At 43.0% G+C, this 24428-nt stretch carries 19 protein-coding genes; 8 read left to right on the forward strand and 11 right to left on the reverse strand.

The genetic code is table 11. The features are described 5' to 3' along the window. The first annotated feature begins 32 nt into the window (after positions 1-32). Positions 33-1073 carry an aldo/keto reductase gene (locus JMX95_RS02835; protein ID WP_201552895.1) on the forward strand — a complete coding sequence of 347 codons (1041 nt, stop codon included), beginning with the start codon at positions 33-35 and terminating at the stop codon, positions 1071-1073. 142 nt (positions 1074-1215) lie between these two features. On the opposite strand, the gene JMX95_RS02840 is transcribed toward JMX95_RS02835, so the two are convergent. After that, positions 1216-2016 carry a lysophospholipid acyltransferase family protein gene (locus tag JMX95_RS02840; RefSeq protein WP_109591016.1) on the reverse strand — a complete coding sequence of 267 codons (801 nt, stop codon included), beginning with the start codon at positions 2014-2016 and terminating at the stop codon, positions 1216-1218. A gap of 342 nt (positions 2017-2358) precedes the next feature. Here JMX95_RS02840 and hflX point away from each other — a divergent pair, with 342 nt between their 5' ends. From hflX to JMX95_RS02860, 4 genes are all read left to right on the forward strand, one after another. Next, the gene (gene hflX, locus JMX95_RS02845) at positions 2359-3822 is read left to right on the forward strand and encodes a ribosome rescue GTPase HflX (RefSeq protein ID WP_201552893.1); all 1464 of its coding nucleotides are present in this window, start codon (positions 2359-2361) and stop codon (positions 3820-3822) included. A 384-nt stretch (positions 3823-4206) separates the two neighbouring features. Beyond that, positions 4207-4641: a CidA/LrgA family protein gene (locus JMX95_RS02850; protein ID WP_201552889.1), complete on the forward strand. Its 435-nt coding sequence runs from the start codon at positions 4207-4209 to the stop codon at positions 4639-4641. Between the two features lie 22 nt (positions 4642-4663). Further along, positions 4664-5353, forward strand: coding sequence for an LrgB family protein (locus JMX95_RS02855; RefSeq protein ID WP_055125716.1), 690 nt, complete (start codon positions 4664-4666; stop codon positions 5351-5353). 406 nt (positions 5354-5759) lie between these two features. Continuing rightward, positions 5760-6578 carry a lytic transglycosylase domain-containing protein gene (locus JMX95_RS02860; RefSeq protein ID WP_198329664.1) on the forward strand — a complete coding sequence of 273 codons (819 nt, stop codon included), beginning with the start codon at positions 5760-5762 and terminating at the stop codon, positions 6576-6578. Between the two features lie 211 nt (positions 6579-6789). Here JMX95_RS02860 and tsf read toward each other — a convergent pair whose 3' ends face one another. The 10 genes from tsf to JMX95_RS02910 all read right to left on the reverse strand — a co-directional run bounded on the left by tsf (position 6790) and on the right by JMX95_RS02910 (position 20167). Beyond that, the gene (tsf, locus tag JMX95_RS02865; RefSeq protein WP_109591012.1) at positions 6790-7674 is read right to left on the reverse strand and encodes a translation elongation factor Ts; all 885 of its coding nucleotides are present in this window, start codon (positions 7672-7674) and stop codon (positions 6790-6792) included. A 346-nt stretch (positions 7675-8020) separates the two neighbouring features. Then, positions 8021-8818 (reverse strand): 30S ribosomal protein S2, encoded by a 798-nt coding sequence (rpsB, locus tag JMX95_RS02870; RefSeq protein ID WP_045443642.1) that lies wholly within the window; start codon positions 8816-8818, stop codon positions 8021-8023. Positions 8819-9179: 361 nt separating this feature from the next. Then, positions 9180-9629 carry a chemotaxis protein CheX gene (locus tag JMX95_RS02875; protein ID WP_045443639.1) on the reverse strand — a complete coding sequence of 150 codons (450 nt, stop codon included), beginning with the start codon at positions 9627-9629 and terminating at the stop codon, positions 9180-9182. Between the two features lie 41 nt (positions 9630-9670). Then, a complete protein-coding gene (locus tag JMX95_RS02880) occupies positions 9671-10120 on the reverse strand; it encodes a chemotaxis protein CheX (protein ID WP_045443636.1) in 450 nt (149 codons plus the stop codon). A gap of 29 nt (positions 10121-10149) precedes the next feature. Then, positions 10150-10512 carry a response regulator gene (locus JMX95_RS02885; RefSeq protein WP_045443633.1) on the reverse strand — a complete coding sequence of 121 codons (363 nt, stop codon included), beginning with the start codon at positions 10510-10512 and terminating at the stop codon, positions 10150-10152. A 62-nt stretch (positions 10513-10574) separates the two neighbouring features. Further along, complete coding sequence (locus tag JMX95_RS02890; RefSeq protein WP_201552887.1) at positions 10575-12785, reverse strand: ATP-binding protein; 2211 nt, start codon at positions 12783-12785, stop codon at positions 10575-10577. 12 nt (positions 12786-12797) lie between these two features. Further along, entirely contained in the window at positions 12798-13682 is an 885-nt protein-coding gene (locus JMX95_RS02895; RefSeq protein ID WP_045443631.1) for a transporter substrate-binding domain-containing protein, read from the reverse strand. Between the two features lie 369 nt (positions 13683-14051). Further along, on the reverse strand, positions 14052-15311 hold the full coding sequence (locus tag JMX95_RS02900; RefSeq protein ID WP_055125721.1) for a multidrug effflux MFS transporter: 1260 nt from the start codon (positions 15309-15311) through the stop codon (positions 14052-14054). Positions 15312-15628: 317 nt separating this feature from the next. Further along, the gene (locus tag JMX95_RS02905) at positions 15629-16441 is read right to left on the reverse strand and encodes a crotonase/enoyl-CoA hydratase family protein (protein ID WP_201501991.1); all 813 of its coding nucleotides are present in this window, start codon (positions 16439-16441) and stop codon (positions 15629-15631) included. A 177-nt stretch (positions 16442-16618) separates the two neighbouring features. Continuing rightward, positions 16619-20167, reverse strand: coding sequence for an ATP-binding protein (locus tag JMX95_RS02910; RefSeq protein WP_201559994.1), 3549 nt, complete (start codon positions 20165-20167; stop codon positions 16619-16621). A 513-nt stretch (positions 20168-20680) separates the two neighbouring features. On the opposite strand from JMX95_RS02910, the gene cysM reads away from it, so the two are divergent. From cysM to rlmD, 3 genes are all read left to right on the forward strand, one after another. Then, entirely contained in the window at positions 20681-21664 is a 984-nt protein-coding gene (cysM, locus tag JMX95_RS02915; RefSeq protein ID WP_201552883.1) for a cysteine synthase CysM, read from the forward strand. Between the two features lie 47 nt (positions 21665-21711). Further along, complete coding sequence (locus JMX95_RS02920) at positions 21712-22536, forward strand: 3'-5' exonuclease (protein WP_201552881.1); 825 nt, start codon at positions 21712-21714, stop codon at positions 22534-22536. An 88-nt stretch (positions 22537-22624) separates the two neighbouring features. Next, positions 22625-24166: a 23S rRNA (uracil(1939)-C(5))-methyltransferase RlmD gene (gene rlmD, locus JMX95_RS02925; protein WP_201552879.1), complete on the forward strand. Its 1542-nt coding sequence runs from the start codon at positions 22625-22627 to the stop codon at positions 24164-24166. Positions 24167-24428 lie beyond the last annotated feature (262 nt).

A 24428-nucleotide genomic window follows, 5' to 3' on the forward strand; every position in this document is an offset into this window, starting at 1 on the left:
GCTATAAAAATACATTTACAAAGGACATTCATATGCAATATCAAATGTTGCCACAACTCAATGAAAAAGTTTCTAAGATTTGTTTAGGCACGATGACATGGGGACAGCAAAATACCGAGACCCAAGCACATGAACAAATGGACATGGCGCTAAGCGAAGGGGTGAATTTTTGGGATACGGCGGAGATGTATCCATCGCCGCCGGATAAGGACAAGCAAGGCGATACTGAACGCTTTATGGGTACATGGTTTAATAAAACCAAACAGCGCGATAAAGTTATCCTTGCTAGCAAAATATCGCCGATGGATTTTTTGCGTGATGGGCAAACGCGTTTTAATGCCGAACATATTAGCAGCGCCATCGATGGCAATCTTCAGCGTTTGCAGACCGATTATATTGATATTTACCAGCTCCATTGGCCTGAACGCCAAGCGAATTTTTTTAGTCAGCTTGGCTATACCGAAGAGATGGCAGCGCAACCATTAGATGATTTGACACCATTTCTAGAGACCATTCAAGCGTTAAATGATGAGATTAAAAAAGGGCGTATTCGCGCTTATGGACTATCGAACGACACCGCTTGGGGACTGATGCGCTACCTATGGGAGGCCGATAAAAATGGTTTGATCGCCCCTATCACGGTGCAAAATCCTTATAGTTTGCTAAATCGCTTATATGAAGTCGCTATGGCCGAGATTACGCACCGTGAGAATGTGGGTCTACTGGCTTATTCACCACTTGGCTTTGGTGTATTATCTGGTAAATATCTCGATGGCAAACGTCCAGCGGGTGCGCGTCTGACGATGTATGATCGCTTTGCGCGCTATACCAACGAAGAAGCGCTATCAGCCACTACTCAATACGCCAAAATAGCAGAAGATGCAGGTTTAGATATGGCACAGATGGCACTAGCTTTCGTTAACTCACGCTCATTTGTCACCAGTAATATTATTGGCGCTACTACGATCGAGCAGCTAAAATCCAACATCGATAGTATACACTTAACCTTAAGCTCAGAAGTATTGGAAGCGATTGAAGCGGTGCATACCCAGCATCCCAATCCATCACCTTAGTTTGATATAGGTAAAGCATTTATAAATTAATGTTTGAGTATTTAGTAAACAAAAAAGGCGCAAATCGCAGTTATAAACTGAGCGATTTGCGCCTTTTTTATTAGAGCGTGTTAAATATTCGAAACTATTAAGCTGTCACCGCTTAAACTTTAGCGACTTTCGTTAAGACTCGCGAATGCAGTTCCGCCAAACCTTCTTGCATACGGGCTTGTAACAAATCCGTCAATTCACTTTTGCTCAACCCTTTAGGATCTATTGGCTCAAGTGGCAATACATAGGCGGTCACATCTTTCGTATCGAGCACCTTTTTTATGCTCTCTTTCATCGTAAGCTTGCCATAGTAAGGCAACTCTTCACTTAACGTGCCGTCTTTATTGACGTAAGCAATTACCAGTGGGCGTACGGGTACGTCAGCATCTATGGCAGCTTGTAGCAACGTGCCATGAATACGCTTGATTTTTTTGCCATCGGTGGTGGTCGCCTCAGGGAAGAATATGACCGAGAAACCTTTGGTCAAAAAACTGGCAATTTGGGCGGCGACCGACCCTGCATCACCGGAACCACGCTCGATAAATACCGTGCCTGCTGCATGAGCCAGCTTACCAAATACAGGCCATTCACCGATTTCAGCTTTGGATAAGAAAAAAGCAGGACTCAGCGTCCCCACCACAGGGATATCCATCCATGACACATGATTGGATACCCATAATCCGTGATGCTGCTCTACCCGCTCGACTGCCACAACCTTGACGCCAAAAGAGCCTGCCATTTTGCGGCAAAAGGCTTGAATATAGCGTGGCAATTTTTCGCGTGGTGGCTGCTTAAATGCGCCAATACGTTGGGCGGCGCGCAATCCACCAGCGATAGTGGTGGTCATGCCAGCAATTTGTTTGCCGCGCCCTAATTGTTGTCTGAGTGAGAAGCCTGACTTAGATTGGCTCATCTGTGTCCCTCGTGGTTAAAAACTTATGATTATATATCGTAAACAAGCGCCATGAGTATAACAAAATTTATTCAGTCAGTGACGATTTGTTCACTGAGTTGCTTTTTATTCACTGAGCTCCTTTTTGTTCAATGAGTTGCTTTTTATTCAACCAGTTCTGCTGCGTTCACTGATTTGCCTATGGCTTTCATTTACGCTGTAACATAAAACCATCGTTAATTGTGCTAGAACGCTTTAATATTAACTGATGAGACCACATATATATGGTCATATGAACGCTATATCGACGTTTACTGAATGGATAATAGCGATATATTTACTTTATTAAATAGGTGATACTCTTTGGATTATTTTGAAAGACACGAAGGTGGCGAGCGCGCCATTATAGTACATTTAGACATCCGTCAAATTCAAGATCCTGATGATCTAGGTGAATTTGAGCTGTTAGCAGACTCAGCAGGGGCTGATCGTTTGGCTTTAGTCACAGGCTCACGCCAAAGACCCGACGCCAGATACTTCGTTGGTAGCGGTAAAGCAGAAGAAATAGCAGAATTGGTACGCGAACATGATGCGGATATCGTCTTATTTAACCATAGCTTATCGCCATCACAAGAGCGTAATATTGAAGCTTTGGTCAAATGTCGCGTACTGGATCGTACGGGTTTGATATTGGATATTTTCGCGCAGCGTGCCCGTACTTATGAAGGTAAGCTACAAGTAGAGCTGGCGCAGCTCAACCATTTATCGACGCGTTTGGTACGAGGTTGGACGCATTTGGAGCGTCAAAAAGGCGGTATTGGTCTACGTGGACCCGGCGAAACCCAGCTTGAGACCGATCGTCGCTTGCTACAAGTGCGCGTGAATCAGCTTAAAAGCAGAATCGAGAAAGTCAGACAGACACGTGCGCAAGGTCGAGCCCGCCGCCAAAAATCAGATGTGCCGACGATTTCGCTTGTCGGTTATACCAATGCGGGAAAATCTACGCTATTTAACCGCTTGGTCGACGAAAATATCTATGCAGCGGATAAATTATTTGCCACGCTAGATCCCACTTTACGCCGTTTAGACTGGCAGGGTGTTGGTCGTGTTGTTTTAGTCGATACGGTAGGTTTTGTCCGTCATCTGCCGCATGAGTTGGTCGAATCCTTTCATGCGACATTAGAAGAAACCTTGGAAGCAGATTTATTGCTACACGTCATCGATTCTTCTAGTGAAGATATGCATGAGCAAATTCAGGCGGTCAAAGACGTATTAGCGGAGATTGATAATGATGTACCAGTGCTCAATGTCTACAACAAAATTGATTTGACAGATGAGCCTGCACATATTGGTTATGCTAGCGAAGGACAACCCAATCGCGTCTATGTTTCTTCTAGAGAAAATCTAGGTATGGAAGCGTTGTCGTTAGCCGTCCAGCAGTTACTGACTGGTACACTCACCACCTTTGAGTTGACCTTACCTTATCATGCAGGTCAGTTAAAAAACGCCTTATATGAGCTGGGTGTTATTCAGGAAGAGAGCTACGATGACAGCGGGCATGAATGTTTAACGATTCGCTTGCCAAGCGATACGCTAAGACAACTACTGGGTCAGGCCAATTTAGAGCCTTTAGATGTACTGCCATTAGCACAAGCCACATTATTGATGCCAGTACTTGAAGACTTCGAAAAGCCTGACGAGGTTGAAGAGCCGACGATGACCGAGGCAGAAGAAAAAGCGTTTGATGAGTTTGATGCGCTGAATTCTGAAGCCGCTAAGTCAGAGGAATTAGCAGTAGAAGTGGAAACTCCTGACTCAAAGATATAAATGACTGAATCTGTAAAATAGCTTTATAAAAGACAAAAGGATGATATCCATTGATATCATCCTTTTTTTTGGCACATAGCATTAAATTTGGGGCTTTCCGATCACCAAAACGCGCTACCATAGCCTATGTCGTTCAAAGTGAGCACAAGGTAGCCTGGCGCAAATGATACATTCATTATAGTAAGCGAGCTTAACGCTGTTGCTATTTATAATCGCACTGACGATATGCTATAAGCTTTATTAGTTTGCCTACTCTCTATATAATCATCGACTATAGGTTCAACCAATATTCATATCATTGATAGATAGAACACACTCATTAGAGTGCTGTTACATATTTTGTTGCTACTATCCTATCTCTTTCTAAATCGGCCAGTATTTCTTATGAAATCTACTCACTCCGCCCATTTGCCGCTATGGCTTGCCTTAGTCCTGACACTCACGATGGTCATCGTGGTTCGTGAATCAGCCGTTATCATCTGTCAATTGGCAGGAATAGAAAAGGCTGCCAACATCGTTGGATTGGTCGCCATGTTCTTTATTTTGATGGCATGGCGATTACTTAAAGGGCTGCCCAGTTGGCTCACCCAAGCCAGTAACACTTTATTGGTGGATAGCGGTTTTGCTTTTTTGCCCGTGTCTGCAGGTGCAGGTTTACTGCTATTCGCTTTAGGTGATGAGCTTTGGGGCGTTATGCTGACGATGATGATTAGCACACTCATACCGCTTTGGGGACTTGCCATACTTGCCAACCGTTCGCTCAATCACGATGTTAGCATCGATAGCACCACCGTTGAAGAGCACAAAGGACAGCTATGAGCTGCATGAACAAGGAAATGCAATGACTTTTGATAACGTGTTTGTGGCAACCTTTGCGGCGATATTATTAACGCTAATCGCTCATGTGACTGCTCGTGTATTGGCACGTAAGCTCTCATGGCTGCCGATGGTGATTACGGCGTTGGCGCTTGTTCTCTTATTTTTGTTTATCCTACAATGGGATTACAACGATTATTACGATGTTGCCAAGCCTGTATTTGATCACTTATTGGGATATGTCACCGTACTGTTGGCAGTACCATTAGCAGCAATGAACTTTAAAGGTCTGCCAGTCAAAAAGCTTACTCTCATAGTTATCCTTGCAAGTGTGGTTGGTGCATTGCTACCGATGTCATTGGCTTATTTATTTTCATTAAGTCACGACACCATACTCGCTTTCGCAACGCGTTCAGTGACCACACCCATCGGTCTGAGTGTCGCAGATCTAATTAAAGCACCACTAGCCATGGCGAACTTAATTATTATTGTCTCAGGGCTTATCGGTGGTACTTTGGCGCGCTTTTTATTTCGCGGTATAGATGATGACCGTGCCAAGGGCTTAGCACTTGGATTGGCAGCACATGCTTTTGGTACCGTCGAAGCATGGCAAATTAGCCACACTGCTGGGCGTTATGCGGCATTTGGACTGGCAGTAAACGGGCTGGTCACCGCCGTTTGGGTGCCTATTTTTATCAGCGCACTTTCTATATAACCCTGTTCAAATCACTTTCCAGTGCTCCAAACAGCTTTTATTTCTCACGATTCGTTCATTGCCACAGCAAGAATATTCACGTACCACATACGCCTAAAAACAATAAAGCCGATACTCAATCAACGTACTCAAAAACGGTAGTGTGTTGATTTTTTTACAAATTAAAAATGACTTTTATACTTTGTACTGATAATCGTATGCGTCGAAAAGTTATTATATGTTATAGTAAGCAACTATTATTTTTTGTATCCAATGCGAGTGGTTTCTAGTTAGACGTGGTTTTTGCTAGGGTGCTATATCGTTTACAGCGATAAAATCCTACCAGCACGATAACCGCTTAAATGCGCAGAACGACGCGCCTATAGGCAAAGCAATTTGCTATTACTCGATGAAAAGTGATAACCCTATGATAAATGTTACAACCTTAGTGACTCGCTGCTTGTCTCCTGTTTTATTGACCGCTGTCGCCTTATCCAGCCTATCTGTTGCTGCTCAAGCAGGTAATATGTATATTTACAAAGACAAAGGCGGACAAGTCTTACTCACTAACGTCAATCCAAGTGGTAATTTTGACAAATTCACCAAAAAGGTAAAAGTCACTTACTACAAAGATTCTAAAATGTATGACGGTAGTAGTGACAATAGCAGCAGTAATTACGGTAGTAGCTCTGCCAGCAGTAGCGGAAGCCGCAACTCATACGACAGTTATATTCGCGCCTCAGCTCAGCGTCATGGAGTAGATCCTGGGCTTATAAAAGCAATGATGCATAGCGAATCCGCCTTTAACCCGAATGCACGCTCACCTGTCGGTGCGCAAGGTCTCATGCAGCTAATGCCAGCGACTGCGCGACGCTTTAAAGTCAGCAATCCTTGGAACCCTGCAGATAATATCGAAGGCTCTGCTAAATATATTGCATGGCTGATGAAGCGTTTTAATAACAACGTAGAATTTGCGGTTGCGGGCTACAATGCGGGTGAAGGTAACGTTGATAAATATAACGGCATCCCGCCTTTTAAGGAAACCCGTAACTATGTCAAAAATGTCATGAGCCGTTACCATAGCTTGTATAAAAACGACTCAGGGCTATCAGGCAGTACCATGAACGCTAGCAATCAAATCGCCAATCCTAGTCTCAGTAGTGGCTTACAAAACGTCAGCTATGGTACCAGCAGTAATAGCAATAGTGCCAGCTATGCCAACTCAGCATATGATGCGCTACGCTAAAATGAAGACTACATGAACCGTTGAATCCAAACGTAAAAAAGCCCGTTAATTATATTAACGGGCTTTTTTGTGCTAAGAGGCTTTATCTATTAATTCATAATCTATCTTGTCATATTTTTTGAGTTCGATACAAGATTAATAATAAAGCTGATCGGTGAGTACCAGACCAAAAAGCTTAGCACTCACCTTTCTTCTTAGCAAAATTTAAAAATTACTTGTTAGCCAGTGCTTGTGTTGCAGCAACTTCAGCAGCAAAGTCTTCTTGCTTTTTCTCGATGCCTTCACCAACTTCTAGACGTTTGAAAGCAAGTACTTTTACGCCTTCAGCTTTTAGTACATCACCAACTTTCTTCTCGTTGTCCATAACGTATGGCTGACGCAATAAAGTCACTTCTTCTAGGTACTTACGTAGGCCACCTTCGATCATTTTTTCAACGATGTTATCAGGCTTGCCAGACTCACGAGCTTTTGCTTCGATGATGTCTTTTTCGCGTGCTAATAAATCAGCATCTACACTTTCGTCATCAACCGCAACTGGGTTAAACGCAGCGATATGCATGGCAAGGTTTTTGCCAGTATCGGCGTTGCCGCCTTCAAAAGATACCACAACACCAATACGTAGACCATGACGGTATGAAGCAAGGTTGCTACCTTCTAATACTTCAACGCGGCGTACTTGGATGTTTTCGCCGATTTTTTGTACCAAAGATACACGAGCTTCTTCAATAGTCTGACCATTGCCATATGGCAATTCAGCGATAGCAGCTACGTCAGTCACATTGTTTTCTAATGCAATGTTCGCTACTGCTTCTGCAAATGCCGTAAAGTTTTCGTCTTTTGCAACGAAGTCAGTTTGGCAGTTTACTTCTAACAAGAATGCTTTGTTATCGCCTTGAGCGATGATGATAGCGCCATCAGCTGCAATGTTACCCGCTTTTTTAGCGGCTTTGGCTTGACCAGATTTACGTAGGTTATCAATGGCAGTTTCTACATCGCCGTTTGACTCTTCTAACGCTTTTTTACATTCCATCATGCCAAGACCAGTACGGTCACGCAATTCTTTTACCATTTTGGCAGATACTTTTACTTCTGACATAAGAGTTACCTTTTATTATGTATGGGAGTGCTTAATTTCTATGAGATATATCTTTACTATCTATTGGTACTATATCGCTTTTATAGTAATGAAAGCACTCATGGTTGATCGTGATAACAGACAACATTGTAATGACAGATATTGTGCATCACGAGTCTAGCTATAAGCGATAATACTCGCTTATTAACGAGTGTTCCATCAACAATAAGGCATGACGAGTAAAACTACATCATGCCTATTGTAAGCTTATACGTGTGAGCTTATACGCTGTTAATAACTTTATATGAATGCTGACAAGATAACTATCAAGACACCGTTACAAAGTTAAACCTTAGCGGTCAGCGATTTATTCTGCTGGAGTCGCCGCTTCTTCTGCTTTGGCTTCAACTGGTGCTTCTTCAGTAGCAGGTGCTTCTTGCTCAGCTTTGCCGCCCGCTTGAGTCTGTGCGTATTCTTTACCAGCGATAATCGCATCAGCCATAGAAGTCACATACAAGGTCACAGCACGGATAGCATCATCGTTTGCTGGGATGATGTAATCAACGTTATCTGGGCTAGAGTTAGTATCAACGATACCGATAACTGGGATACCTAGATTTTTAGCTTCTTTGATAGCAATCGCTTCATGATCTACGTCTACAACGAAGATTGCGTCAGGTAGGCCGCCCATATCTTTAATACCGCCTAGTGAACGCTCAAGTTTTTCCATATCGCGAGTACGCTCTAACGCTTCACGCTTAGTAAGCTTGGCGAAAGTACCGTCTTCTGCTTGCTTTTCTAGCTCTTTTAGACGGTTGATTGACTGGCGAAGTGTTTTCCAGTTGGTAAGCATTCCACCTAACCAGCGATGGTCAACGTATGGCATGCCAGCGCGTGCTGCTTGCTCAGCGATGATACCGCTTGCTGCGCGTTTAGTACCTACGAACAATACTTTGTTTTTCTTGGCAGCTAAGCCGTTAACGTAAGTCAATGCTTCGTTAAACGCTTTTACTGTGTGCTCTAAGTTAATGATGTGAATCTTGTTACGGGCACCAAAGATGTATGGTCCCATTTTTGGATTCCAAAAACGTGTTTGGTGACCAAAGTGAGCGCCGGCTTGTAGTAAGTCGCGCATTTCGATTTTGGTTGGATTCTTTGTAGACATGTGAAATTCCTATTGGTTGGGTTATGCCTCCACATCACAAAAACTGCCTATCTAGCGACACGCATCTGCTAACGGTTAATGCTCATTGTGGCAGCACTAACTTTTTTGCAAATTAATCAAGTCGCCAAACACCCAGCAATTTTTTGCCATGATGTGTGTGTCATTGGTTGATGGGTTGGTTTAAAAAATTGAGCTATCGTTTGAACGTAAAAATACGATGTGATAAAAATAGCTGGGCTGTATTTTATCACATAATGCTTAGCGACTGCTAGCGCTATTATGCTGTTTAAGTAGATGATAACGCATAAAAAAACGACGCATTAACGTCGTTTTTTATATTGAATAAATGAGCAGCTGTAGATTAAGCGATACAGATACCAATGACCGCTTTATACCCACGCCAGGTAAATGGCGTGACGTAACTTTGGCGATCTTTTGGCAAATAAGACACGCTTGGTGCGCTCTCAACAATATGCGGCGGCGAGATAATAAACTCTGAGCCAAACTCAGTACGAGCATTACCAGAGATAGTGTTGGCCATCTCACCGAGCAGATCTTTCATCATCGTGATCGATGAGTCAGGCTCGCCCATCACTTTTATGACCTCTCGTAACATCACGCTTGGCGCACTCACATACACACAGCCTTCAAGAGGCCCTGATATCTCGATAACGCCGCTATAATCATAACCAACAGCACTCTTGTTATGATTTAAATAAGGGGTATCAATGGACACTTCCGAGCCATCAATTTGTGCAAAAAATGCATTGATTGAGCTCAGAAACACACCCAATTTTTCTACTTTAACCATAATATATTAATATCCATCTTTATGACGCGGTGGCAGCAACGTTAATCCTGCAAACAGACCACAATCTCGCCTATCTGCGAGTTCCAAGTGATGGGAATGATAAAAGAACGCTCATCATTCGGCAACACAATACTTTGTGGAGAGCCTTTAAATACAAACGGCACAGAAATATGGAACTCTGAGCCAAACTCTTTACGCGCATTACCAGCGATGGTATTGGCCACTTCACCAGCCAAATCGATATAATTCTCATCGCTTTTATCCGTTTCACCCATGCTATCCAGTATAGCGGACAATAACTGACGGGTTGCCGAAAAATACACCACGCCTTTTTGTCCACCCGATATACCGATCACACCCGTATAATCATGGACTTTTGGCTGTTTGTTCTCTAACAGATATGGGGTGTCAGCGACAAGCTCCTCGCCCCCAAACTGATTAAAATAATTACTAATAATACTTAAAAAAATCTGTAGCTTTTGTTCTTTCATAATGACATCTACTTAAGTCGTTGAATGGTTTAGTCTTGCATTAGCTCATACAAAGACTCTACAAGCTCTTCTTCTGAAAAAGGCTTGCACAAAAATCCGCTGGCACCCAACGACAATGCTTCAATGCCAGTGGCTTTATCAGACAGTGCTGACACCACTAAAATTCGTACTTCAGGGTCAATCGCAATGATTTTCTCAATGCATTCAAGCCCGTCCATTTGTGGCATGGTCAAGTCCATAGTGATTACATCAGGACGATGGACATTGAACTTTTCAATGGCTTGAACACCACTGGTTGCCGTCGCAACCAGCATAAACTGCCCTGAATCGTACGCGCGTTGAATACGATTTCTAATAATATTTGAATCATCAACAATCATTAACTTATGCATAACTGATCTATTACCTTTAATGAAGTGCTTGTCATCCTTGACAATATACCTGCTGTTTCTAATTAAGCTTTTGGTAAAGTAATAACAAACCGTGTCATCTGACCAAATTCGCTGTTTACGTTAAGCTTGCCATCATAATCTTTTACTTTTGCTTTAATGATATCGAGACCGACACCGCGTCCGCCATCTTCATCTGCGTGTTCTTTGGTAGAGAAACCCGAAGAAAACAGTTGTTTGAGCAGCTCGCTTTGACTGAGCTGACTGGCTTCTTCTGTACTAAAACGACCATCACTGCTTAACTTGGCACGAATGCTGTCATAATCAATACCTTGACCATCATCTTGCACCATCAGCATGAAATCTGAGCCGTTGTCTTTTAGTTCTAAATCAATCGTCCCAACCGCAGTCTTACCAATCGAATGACGAACACTTGGCGCTTCAATGCCATGCACCACGGCATTACGTAGTAGCTGAATGCTAATCTCTTTAATCGGCTTTACCAGATGCGCTGGTATGTCCGCTTGCATCAGCGTATTACTCTTTAGCTCTACTTGCTTACCTTGTCTTGCGGCAATATCTTTTGCAAATGCTTTATAAAAAGACAGATGGTCATCAGTTGCTTCATTATCTAGGTCAATATCCTGACCAATATCAGTATCCATGCTACTGATTGAAGGATTTGATGTCTGACTGTCAGTCACTACCGTTTTTGACATACTGTTTTGAGCACTATTGTCATCTAACCCATTTGCAGTTGGTGCAGTCGCTGGTGCTGAACGGTTAATACGCTCGCCCAAGGTTGCGATGGTATTTGATAGGCTTAATAAGTCATCCAAATGTACGGCCAATGGCAAGAAATCGTTACCAGATAATTGACCTTGGTTTTGCAATGCGTGCAGTTTGTCTTCTGCATCTGAGGCAATTTTAGTAAAGCTGTGCAGTTTTAGCGCAGATGCCTCACCTTTTAAGCTATGCATTTCGCGATAGATGGCTTTTAGTTTGCCCTCAAGCTCGTATTGAGAGCTACCAGGATTTTTCAAGATATTGTTCATCTTCTCAATGTGCATCTGCGTATTATCAATAAACTCATTAATGATTTTTGGATTTACATTTAGAATCGTGGTGAGCATCTCAATCTGCATATCATTTTGCGAGCGCTCTTTTTCTAGACGCTGCTCTAAATATACGGCATCTGATACATCGTTGACGTTGACCAAAATACGGGCAATGTCTTTGTTGTCATAAACACGTGAGAACTTGAAGTCTAAAAAGCGATTATTCTGTGCTTTATCACCAGCATTGTTGTGTAGCATGACTTTGTGCAGTGGATTGAGAGAATCTACCAATTTTTCTTTAACGCGTGGATTGTAAAGCTGCTCAATAAATTGCTGTGTGGTTTTCAGATCTTTATCAGAAATACGCCCACGTAAAACGTTGGTAAAGTTCTCTCCTGACAATCTGTCCTCACCGATAATATCATTCAGTGCGCGAGAATGCTGCTGACCAATATTCAAGTCTTTATCAAGTAAGAATAGACCCGTATTTACCGTCTCCATAATCTCTTGCGTCTCGCGACGAGCAGCGAACGCTTCAGCATCGGTTTCACGTAAACGACGTACAAAGAAGAATACAAAGATTAGAAAGTAGGTAAAGATGGCGGCAACACCAAGTACCTGAATAAGACGAATGGTCGTCGCTTGGCGTTCGGCACTATTGAAAACATCTTTGGTCAAATTGTCTAACGAATCGTTAATCAATAGACTTGACGTCTTGGCTTGTTCAACGGCTTGGGTCAGATCATCTTCAGAGGAAACCATAATATTATCAGCATCTTTGAGATATGCTTGAATCTTAGGCTCTAACGCTTTCCACTGCTCATTAGCCGCGGTAATGTTTACTTGTGCGTTGCTGTCAATCTTTGGCAGATCATAAGTTTTGCCATCAACGTCAGTGATCGTTGCACCTTGCTCAATAGCAGCAATAGAGCTGGTAATCAACGCCGTATTTTCCTCCAAACGCTCCAAAACGCGCTGAATATGTGGAGAGTTCGTATCTTCTCCATAGCTATTATCTAAATCGAATAAATCTTTAATTACCGCCTGCGCGCTATTAGCGACTTGGTTGGTTTGGTCAATTAACGCGGTATTTCTTTCTAATAAGTTTGAGGTATAGAACGTAAAGGCTAACAAAGCACCGATGAGCGATAAAAATAGTGCAATTGAAATGATCAGACCTTGATAGCGCTTATTGTCAACATTGGGAGTGGTTGCCATCTTCAGAATTCCTTAGTTCAATTGCGTAGTATTAGTATCAGAATTGCTCTTATCAGCAGATGCAGGTACAGCCTCACCTAACCAGCGCTCTTCAATTTCCTTAAATGTCCCTTTTTCTTTCAGTTTAGCAATACCCTCATTAACCGTATTAATCAACTGAGTATTTTCTTTTGCCATTAATACGACTTGTTGCGCTGAAGGTGCGTCTGCCGCTTCATAAGGTACAATCTTCACTTTATGTTCTGGATAACCTTTTATGATGTACTGCAGCACTGGCATGTCGTATAAGAAAACATCAGTCTTACCTTGCACTAAGTCCTGATAAGCCAAAAATGCAGTAGATCTTGAAACCAACTCAACCGAGCTACCCATCTGTTTCAGAGTATCTTCTTCTTTAGAACCTGCCAACGTACCAGTTTTTAGACCCTTTATATCGTTTAAGCCTTTGATATCAAACTTACCTTCCAAGTACATGATGGTAGCTGGGTTAAAAAAGTAAGGCGTTGATAGACCGTATCTTACTGCGCGATCATCTTTATAAGAGATACCAGAAATAGCTAAATCACGTTTTCCTGACTCCACACTATCGAACATATCTTGCCAAGTTTCTTTATAAAACTCGACCTTAAAGCCTTGCTCCTCGCCGATAGCTCTAATGGAATCAACGTCCGTGCCCTGCATATTGCCATAGTCATCTTGAAACGAGAAAGGTGGTAAATCACCCGTCATAGCGACCTTTAATGTTGGTGCCGTATCAGGCAAATTACTGACAAAATTATCTTTGTTTTCTGTTACTGGCGTACCAGTCGAATTGGCATTTTCTTGAGTGGAAGAGTTACCGCAGCCAAACAGGCCAACACTCAATACAATTGGTAACACTCGATATAACTGCATCATAATTTACCCTTAAAGCTTCACGTGGTTGTACATATTAATTAATGACAATCTAGCAAGGTTAGGTAATATCTTCACAATACTTACTTACAGAAAGTTACGTTTGATAATACTTGCCTAACTTTATGATTGCAATAATTATGTTTAGTTATTACGTACAATTTGTTATATATGGCAAATAAAGGATATTAAGGGCATACATAAGTCTATCTATATGACTGAAAACTTGTAATATGTCCTTGTTTTATGCGCAGTCTTATGCAAAAAATAAAATAAAAAGTACAAAAAAAGCATCCCTACATAATTAATGTAAGAATGCCTTTTAAGAATGCCTTTTAAGATTCTAGTGCAAAAAACTATAAAGCTTCTGGCTTACTCCGCATCGTCCAGATTTAAATTACGATCTATCTGCCAAATTAAAAAACAGCCAAGACTCATTAACGCGAACATCGCAATACCAATTTTGAGTACGGGATTAACTGGAAATAGGTTTAATAATAATCCACCAAAGATACCGACTGAAAACATGAGCGAGCCTTGTAGCGCACTTGCCATGCCCGCTCGGCGTTTTTGAAAGGCCAGCGCAATAGCAGAAGCATTTGGCTGAGTAAGACCTAAGCCTGCGATACAGAAGAAAATACAAGCCAGCACCAGTGGAAGCCAAGCATCAGTACCCAAAAATAGACCTATTACAAATAGCACGCCTGCAGAAATAACCTGCATCATCGCACCAAAGCGCAAAATACTCAAAATACGAAAGCGATTGGTGAGCCACTGATTCAGCTGAGTCAAACCCACAAAACCAGCAGCATTCATCCCAAATAGCCAAGCGAAGTGGGTTGCGGATACCCCATAGGTATCCATAATTAGCTCAGAGGCTGAACTGATATAAACAAACATCGCCCCCATCAGCAGGCCGCCACCAATCGCTGGATAATTGAACGTCGGGTCTTTTAATAAGTCCCAGTACTGACTCAGTACTTCTCTTGCAGGACGTACATTACGATTTTCTTCCGTCAACGTTTCAAAGAAGAAAAACTTTGTGAGTAATAAATTCAACGTGCCAAAAGCAGCCAAAAACCAAAAAATAGAGTGCCAGCTAAAAAACTGTAGAAATAGCGCACCAAGCGATGGGGCTAATATCGGCGCTAAACCCATCACCAAAATCATAATAGAAAAGGCTTTTGCGGTTTGCTTAGCAGTCAATCGATCGCGAATCGCGGCACGAGTGACCACCGCGCCAACACACGCACCAAGCGCTTGCATCGTCCGTCCAACAAACAATACATACTCGTTATTAGTAGTCGCACAAACAATGGAGGCGATGACATATAGCGTCATACCGATATATAAAGGCTTAACACGACCGACACGATCACTAAATGGACCATAAAATAGCTGGCCAAATACCAAGCCTAAAAAATAGGCAGGAACAGAATTGGCCATAAAGGCTGTAGATACGCCAAAGTCATCTGCCATAGATGGTAATGCAGGCAGATACATATCAATAGACAATGGCCCCACTGCCACGATAAGTCCAAGCATCATAATCCATGCAACAGGCAAATCAGCAGAGCGTACGCGCTCAGAAGCAATGGGTCGATTGGGTAGAGAGGATTTTGGAGCAGACATATTCAGACCATTTTATATAGAGTGTATTGAATCGTTATAAAGGTTCAATACACCCTAGTGATTGTTATTGTATTATTCAGGCTTCCATTGTCTTTAATATTTAGTCTTTACTCAATACTGAAAACAAGGGTCATTGCCACCATTAGTGCACATTTGCATGCAGCGGCGCAAGTGGATAGTGATATATCGTACTATCCCCTCACATTTCAATAGAGGTATGACGTGAATAAAACAAACAATAACAACTAAAAACAATCACAATAATTTGTCAAAATAGGTCTGAGCGTTAGCATAGCGGCATAATTAGTAAAAGATATTTAGCGGAACTGGCGCTTGCCAAATGCCGTACTGGCTTGCTTGGCTTTTCTTAAAGCAAGCTTGCGATTACGACCGAGCATCATTTTAAGCTGCCATACTTTTTCTTTATATAAAGTAGTGGCTGGCTGCTGGAACATAGCATTGACCACACGCTTACTCGCCAACACCGCATCAGGAGAGCGCTCTGCAAATTCAGCAGCGAGCTTTTGCGCCTGCTCAAGTGGCGCTTCATTGCAATGGCTGACAAGACCCAATGCTTTGCCCTCACTGGCAGTCACGATACGCGCACTCATGGCAAGCTCTTTTAGCACATCTTCACGTACCACGCCAAACGCCGATTGCGTCAAACCCATGTCTGGTACCAGACCCCACTTAGCTTCCATAATGGACAGTTTGCAATCTGGATGACTGATACGCACATCGCAAGCCAGCGCTAGCTGAAGACCTGCACCGATACAATAGCCTTCTAATACGGCAATGACCGGTACAGGCACATCGCGCCATACCAGACAAACACGCTGGAACGAGCTCTGCCATGGCTTTATCAGCTCCCAAACGGCGAACGCTTGATTTTTTGGATGATTCAAATCACCTAAGTCTATGCCTGCACAAAACGTGCCTTCAGCACCATTTAGAATCACCGCACGTATCGTTTTATCTTTACCAATGCGTTCTGCGACAGCTATCAACTCTTTCACCACTTTAAAGCTCATGGCATTTTTTTTGTGTGGGCGATTCAAGGTTACCGTGAGTATATTGTCGGTCATACTAACTTGTAAGGTTTCATATTGGTAAGTGGCAATCGCGTTCATAACAATCCTTATTCATGAATAAAATAGAAATGGCATCTAAATATGATGCCGATACGTCTAAAGCTGATGACAACAATATTAACAGCCTTGTTACGACGCTACCTCATCAATAACTGACTGCAAAGATTCGATTCAACCTTAATGTCATAAACCAACAGTGTCATAAAACCATCATCTCTAAATCATTTTCCACGTCATATCATTTTCACTCAAACGATGATAATTGAGCTGAGGATAGGCTGATAAATCCAGCGCCTGCAAGTTATTTAACGCTGTTATTAATGCGGCATAATATGGCTCAAGCATGGCAAACTGCGCAGGGGTGGTGTGTTGGACATTCAGCAAGCACTTATCTTCTAGGTCTTGACTGGCCTGACGTAATTGCGGCACACCGGTATAACGACTGCCGCCTAAGATGCGATGGGCAATTTGCGCTAGCATACTGCGATCACGGGCGTCCCACGCTTGCGTCAGCGCCTGCTTTTCATCATTAATAGTATCAAGCATCATAATGATAAGCTTGGCTGCCAAGTCGGGCTTATTCGCTGAGCGGGTCAACGCGTCTTGCCAATCTAAAATAGCAAACCCATCACCTTCGTTAGCCCCCAAAGAGTGATGGCTTAAATGGTGGTGACTGCTGTCCCAACTCTTTGTTTCTTGCGCATATATGTGTGAATCTGTAGGCGTTGCTACTCCGTTGTGAGCACTATTTATCGGTGTTTCCGATGGCTTTAATAGTGGCGACTGTCCTTGTTTATGTAAGCGCAAGTTCTCATAGCGTGGCTGGGTGTCACGCGGTGTTTCGCGTCTATAATCCTCGCGTGGTTGGCTATCTCGCAAGTAATTATCACGAATTTTTTTCAATGATAAAGGACGCGTTATTTTTGGCTGATTGATTGTATTAGAATCGCTATGACGGTTATTTTCATCACCTTTCACCATAGGATAAGCAATGGTTGTAGAGTCCGATGGCCACGTTGAATACGTTTCAGCCTCCCTATTTTGTGAGTCGGTAGAGTGTGAGTTCTCTTTTGATAAATCGATGACCTGCACATCAGTATTGTGCACATCCGTACTGTGCAGATTGGTATCAGGCAACGCTGTTAACTGCGGCATTGTCGTTGTGCGTCCAAGCCATTTTTGCAGCACTTGTAACAACTGAGGCTGGCTAATGGGTTTACCCACATAGTCATTAATGCCACTAGCGATCAGTTTGTCTCGCTCATCAGCCAAACCATGTGCAGTCAACGCAATAATCGGGATACGGTTATCATCATTTTCAATATTACGAATTTGTCTTGCGGCTTCATGCCCTGACATACGCGGCATTTGGATGTCCATGAATATTAGATCAATATGACCTTTATCCTGAGTAGCAACTTTATCGTCGGTATTCATCTCTTCATAAAGCGTTCTATTTGATTTCTTGTTCACCTCATCGCGCGTTTCAGCTTTAGAGATTTGCGTTTTATTCGACAGACTTTGCTTATCATTTTTCGTGGTTTTGATATTTTTGGTTTGTTGTTTGCTGATAATTTCTATGGCGTCAAAACCACTACTCGCTGTGATGACCTGAATACCAAGCTCACTAAGTAATGCATCGAGCACCAACAAATTGGGCAGATGATCGTCGACTGCCAGTACCGTCACCCCTGTCCAGCGCGGTTCTTGCACGCTTTTTTTGGTACTGCGATTTTGGGTGTCGAGCATGGCATAAAGCTGTCTTTTGTCTAAAGGCTCATACAAAATATTGGCATGATAACGATTTAATAATGCTTGATCGGCAGCAACTTGATAGCCAAATACCGCAAGCTTACCTTGGTGATGCAGACGAATTTGTTTGAGTAATGCCATCATATCGTCTTGGGTATCATCATCGACGATGACCCAATCCCAATAATTACCATGCTCTTTTAATGACTCAAGTACGCCTGGTAAGGAGTTGGCTTGGGTCAATTTAATCGGCAAATATTGCAAGCTGGCTTTGAGCACTTGTATAGAAGCGGTATGATTGATCCATACCAATACATTAAACTCATCGGTCTCACTCGCCAGCGGAGCCAAGACTGGAAGCTCAATCGTCTGACCAGTAGCAGCTTCCAACACATCGACATGTGCTGGCATCCGAAACCAAAACGTTGCGCCCTGATTGGCAATATTCTCTTGAGCATTATCATGAAAGCCAATATCACCGCCCATCAGCCGCGTCAATTGCTTGGAAATAACGAGCCCCAACCCTGTACCGCCATACTGACGAGTGATTGAAGGGTCGCCTTGGCTAAAGCTTTGGAACAGCATCTTTTGATCAGCTAAAGAGATGCCCTTACCGCTGTCTTGCACACTGATCATAAGATAATTATCACGATGGTCATCTAAGCTGACGCGCACTACCACATCGCCACTGTCGGTAAATTTAATAGCATTGCCGACGATATTGGTCAATACTTGCTTGAGGCGTAGGGCGTCGCCATTGATGCGCATCGGTACATCATTATAAAACAGCACCGCCATGCGCAGACCTTTTTCTGCGGATACAGGCGAAAGCATATCGACTACGTCATAAATGGTGTCATAAAGGTCAAACTCATGACGGTCAAGTACTAACTTGCCTGCCTCAATCTTAGAGAAATCCAAAACATCGTTAACCAAGGCGAGCAAGTGTGCTGATGACTTACGTATGGTTTGCACGTACAAATCTTGTTCAGGATTTAGTTCGCCATGCCTTGCCAGCAAATTGATAAAGCCATCGATACTGTTTAATGGCGTGCGCAGCTCGTGGCTAATATTCGCCAAAAACGCCGATTTTGCTTGGCTGGTTGAAATTGCCGCATCACGTGCATTACGAATAGAGATATTCTGCATTTCCATCTCATCAAACGCGAGGCGCAAATCATCCTCGGTTTGCTCGGCATGGTCTTTTAACTCCTGAAAGCTTCTATGCAGGCGGCGTAGCGTTTTGACCAAGTCTTGCTGCAATAAGTTCAGCTCACCATCTGACTCAACAGGAATAGGCTGATACAGATTGTCGACATGGGTACGCTGCAACTGCAAACGCAGCTCATAAATTGGTGCTATCCAGCGCTTTGAATAAATATTTAAACTCAACAATAAAATTAAAATAGTGAACAAGCCAGTAATCACTAGTGCCATGGCAATACGATAACGTGCAATATAAAGCGGTTCGTTGTCCATATCGACGAGCAACCAGAGTTTTTGTCCTTCAAACTCCCCTAATATACTGCCATAAGCGGTTCCAATAGGTGTTGGTTGCTGCGATAAAAAATTCTTTGTTGTGTCTATTGCAGGCCATGCTTCGTTCAGTCCATAGCCGACTGCGGCGAGCACTTGATTGCTTTCATTGATGATCGCAATACGCTGTACATGTTGCTCGGACTGCATACGACCCAGCTTATCTTGTATTTCCTCAAGCTTCGTGATGGTCGTTTGAGTGGCATCATTTGCTCTGACTTCGCCATCAGAATTGGGTTCGCCGTCTGCTTGCTGGCGCTCTTGCGCTAACAGCTCAGGGATTAGCTCTGCAATCGCTGGGGTATAACGAATCAGCACCGCCTCCGCCAATACTTCTTGTTCGGAATTGCTGGCGCGCATGGTCTCATAAAAGACCAAAATACCGCCCACCGCTGCCAAGATACAAATGGGTAAAAACACCAATATAATCAACTGACCATACGCACTGCTAGTATCAAAACGTTTTTTGTATGCCATGCTAGCTTTACTCTCTACAGAAAATTGCACTATGAATCAATAGCGGCGGTAAGCGGTGTTAGCCAATCATAATTTTTTTAGGGGCTGTGCTCATTTCAAAGCTATTCTCATTTCAAAGCTATCGTCATTTCAAAAATGATAACTGCCTACCCATGATAAAATTTAATGGTTCTTGTTCTTGCCGTACCTATATATTGCCATAACTATAACGCATTTCATCGATCATGGTGAGTGGCTATGATGCAAAGGCATTTTAACTGTCCAGCCCTTTTTAAACACCACTCATTTACCAAAATCTCTTGATGCCTTCAGCGTAGCCAAAAACAAAATGATATAATGACGCAACTTTTCATTTATTGCTATTTGGTTAAAGCGGTAGAAATATCATTAACGATCAAATTACTCACTTCACTCAATAGCAGCCGTATCAAGATATTTATTCAAAAATCACAATGATAATTAAAAAATAAACGGTAATTAAAAATCAATTTTAAAAATTCACAAGGATACTTTATGTCCGCAACGGCTATCTCCAACTCTAATTTCATTACTCAAGTCACCAAACTTGCTGATTGCGTCGGTCAGACGCCATTGGTTAAATTGCAGCGCTTACCTGAGCAAGAGCAGCTGACCAATGGTGCTGCGTTACTGGCCAAGCTTGAAGGTAACAATCCAGCGGGGTCTGTTAAAGATCGTCCTGCGTTTAATATGATTTATCAGGCAGAACAGCGCGGTGACATCAAAGCGGGCGACATGCTGATTGAAGCCACGAGTGGCAATACGGGTATCGCTTTAGCCATGGTCGCCGCGATGCGTGGCTATCCGATAACGCTACTGATGCCAACCAATTCAACTCAAGAGCGCAAAGATGCCATGATTGCGTATGGTGCGACGTTAATCGAGGTGGATGAAGGCATGGAAGCCGCACGCGATTTAGCGCTGCAAATGCAAGCAGATGGCAAAGGCATCGTATTAGATCAGTTTAATAACCCTGATAACAGTCAAGCCCATTACCTGACCACAGGGCCTGAACTGTGGGCGCAAACGTCAGGAAAAATCACTCATTTTATTAGCTCAATGGGCACCACTGGTACTATTACCGGTGTATCGCAATACCTCAAAGAACAAAATCCAGATATCAAAATCATCGGACTACAGCCTGATGAAGAAGCTTCGATTGCTGGTATTCGCCGCTGGCCTGCAGCTTACATGCCGGGTATCTTTAACGCAGATTTGGTTGATGAAATCATGGATGTGGATCAGCGTATCGCAGAAGTTTATATGCGCAAACTGGCCAAAACCGAAGGTATTTTCGCGGGCGTTTCATCAGGTGCTGCAGCATGGGCTGCCGTACAAGTCGCTAAAGAAAACCCTGATGCCGTCATCGCCTTTATTGTCTGTGATCGCGGCGATCGTTATTTGTCGACGGGTTTATACAATATTGATGACAACAGTATTGACGACAGCAATGTCGATAACAATATAGAAGTTAATTAACGCACAGACAACGCTGCTCAGTTTAGTTGGTTTAATCAGGATTTCTTATGTCACAAGCTCTACTATCCGACCCTATATTGGTCTTTGATATCGAAACTGTCGCTGATACCGATGCGGCGCGCCGTATCTATCCGCAATTGGCAGAGTTGAATGATGCAGATGCATTGAGCGCACTCACAGCGCTTCGAATACAAGAAGCTGGGCATGACTTTATGCGCTTGCCACTGCAGCGTATTGTCTGTATCTCAGCGTTATATATCAAAGATGGCAAGTTTTCGTTGTTCTCATTGACCGCTGATAAATTCAGTGAAAAAGACATCCTTGCCAAATTTTTTCGGGCATTTAGTGACATCGAAAAACTGCCACAGCTTATTAGTTGGAATGGCTCAGGTTTTGATATTCCTGTACTGATATATCGGGCTATGCAATACGACTTATCAGCGCCATGGTTATTTGAAGAAGGCGAGCGCGTCAAAAACATGCGCTTTGATAATTACGTCAATCGCTTCCACACGCGTCACCTTGATTTAATGGACAGATTTAGCCAGTACGGTGCCAGCCGCCGCGAAGCCATGGATATTGTCGCAAGTTTATATGGTCTACCGGGTAAAACAGCTGTCGACGGTAGTATGGTTGGTGAGCTTGTCAATAACGATGACTGGCAAACGCTGTCTATTTATTGCGAGTCTGATGTCATGAATACATGGCTAATCTATTTGCGCTGGTTGCGTTTAACTGGACAATTATCCTCACAAGATTTTGACGCTTGGCAGCAGCAGAGCTATGACTATTTAGTAAAATATACCCAAGCGGATGGTCATGCTCGCCATCAAGACTTCATCGCTGATTGGTCATCTGCGCCCACATCATAACAAATGAAGTTATATGAAGGCGCGTTATAAGACATCGCGTTTATCCTCATTTTTTTAGTTATTTATCATTTATTATTAAGGCAGGTTTATGCAACCCACCGATTCAAAAACGTCTACAACCTCTGATGTTACGCCAGCAACGAGCGAGACCCAAACGATTACTATTCCGCCTAATAAGAAAAAATCTAAACCCTCATCAAAGACACGCCGCCGTCTAAAGGATGCAGAACCTCTGCCCTTCACCATTGATGGTTTGTCGCATGATGGTCGCGGCGTTGCCGTTTATGGTAATGGTTTTGGTATAGACGATGGTCATGTCGAAGACAAACATGGCAAAAAAATCTTTGTAAGCTTTGCATTGCCGGGTGAAAGTGCCTTGGTCAAAATAACCAATAGCCGTGCCAGCTTTGAAGAAGGCGAGGCTGTCAGTATTACTGCCAACCCAAATTCTGAACGTGCCGTACCGCCCTGCCCACATTTTGGCGTCTGCGGCGGCTGTAATTTGCAACACTGGCAGCCAGACGGTCAAATCAACTTTAAGCAATCTGTATTGGCTGAAATGCTGATACACCAAGCCAATGTCACGCCTGATAACTGGCTTGCTCCCGTGGTTGGTGATCGTCTTGGTTATCGTACCAAAGCACGATTGGGTGTGCGTTATGTCACCAAAAAAGAAACCGCGCTTGTCGGCTTTCGTGAGCGCTCAAGTAACTTTTTGGCAGAATTAAATGAGTGTCATATTTTAGATCCAAGAATTGGTTTTGAGATTGAAAACTTAAAAACACTGATTAGTACGCTAGAGAGCCGTAACAAGATTGCTCAGCTTGAGTTGGCCATGGGTGAGGAAATGCCTGAGCTGCCAGATGGCAATCAGCCCGTTGCCCTTATCGTACGCAACTTGGAGCCGTTATCAGACGCGGATATAGAAAAGCTAAAAGTGTTTTTTGCCGCACGCAACTGGCAGCTATATTTGCAGTCTAAAGGTGCGGACAGTATCCAGCGTATTGCATTGACTGAAGATGATGACATGAGCCAGCAATTTGGTCGTTTGTATTACCAATTGCCAGAATACGATTTGACTTTCGAGTTTATCCCGACAGATTTTACCCAAGTAAACCTGTCCGTCAATCGTCAAATGACCAAGCTTGCTTGCGATTTGTTAGACTTAAAAGCAGGTGAACGCGTACTTGATTTATTCAGTGGTCTAGGCAACTTTAGCTTGCCACTTGCGCGCCTCGTTGGTGAGACAGGTTCTGTGGTTGGTGTTGAAGGTAGCGAAGCGATGACCGCACGTGCAGCCGATAACGCACGTCGTAATGGCATCAATAATACAGAATTTTATAGCCAAGATTTGACGCAAGACTGTACTGATAAACCTTGGGCGAATCAAGGCTTTGATGCGCTATTGATCGATCCGCCGCGTTCTGGTGCTTGGGAAATTATGCAGTACTTGCCAAAATTTAACGCTGAGAGAATCGTTTATGTCTCTTGCAACCCTGCAACCCTCGCCCGTGATACAAAAGCATTGTTAGAGCAAGGCTATCGTCTGACTCATGCTGGCGTAATGGACATGTTCTGTCATACCGGTCATGTTGAGTCCATCGCTCGTTTTGAAAAAGTAGCGGTATAATTCAATTTACGGTTAAGTGAGCGGTTCAGAGCATTAAATAGCCATGCTAAAGGTCACTGAGCTTAATTCAAAATTTGAGTCAAGCGGTGGCAAAAAAATGATGGTTATTTATCCTGATTAACCGCAGACATTACATAGCCTCGCTTGATTTGTCTCTTTAAAGTGAGATAATAGTAAACAATATTCCTAGGCTGGTTTTTTCCATTCTTGTGAACGTTTGCACTCATAGCTTTATATATTTTACGCGCATTTTATGACTGCT

Source organism: Psychrobacter sp. NC44, from assembly GCF_904846655.1.
Lineage (GTDB): Bacteria > Pseudomonadota > Gammaproteobacteria > Pseudomonadales > Moraxellaceae > Psychrobacter.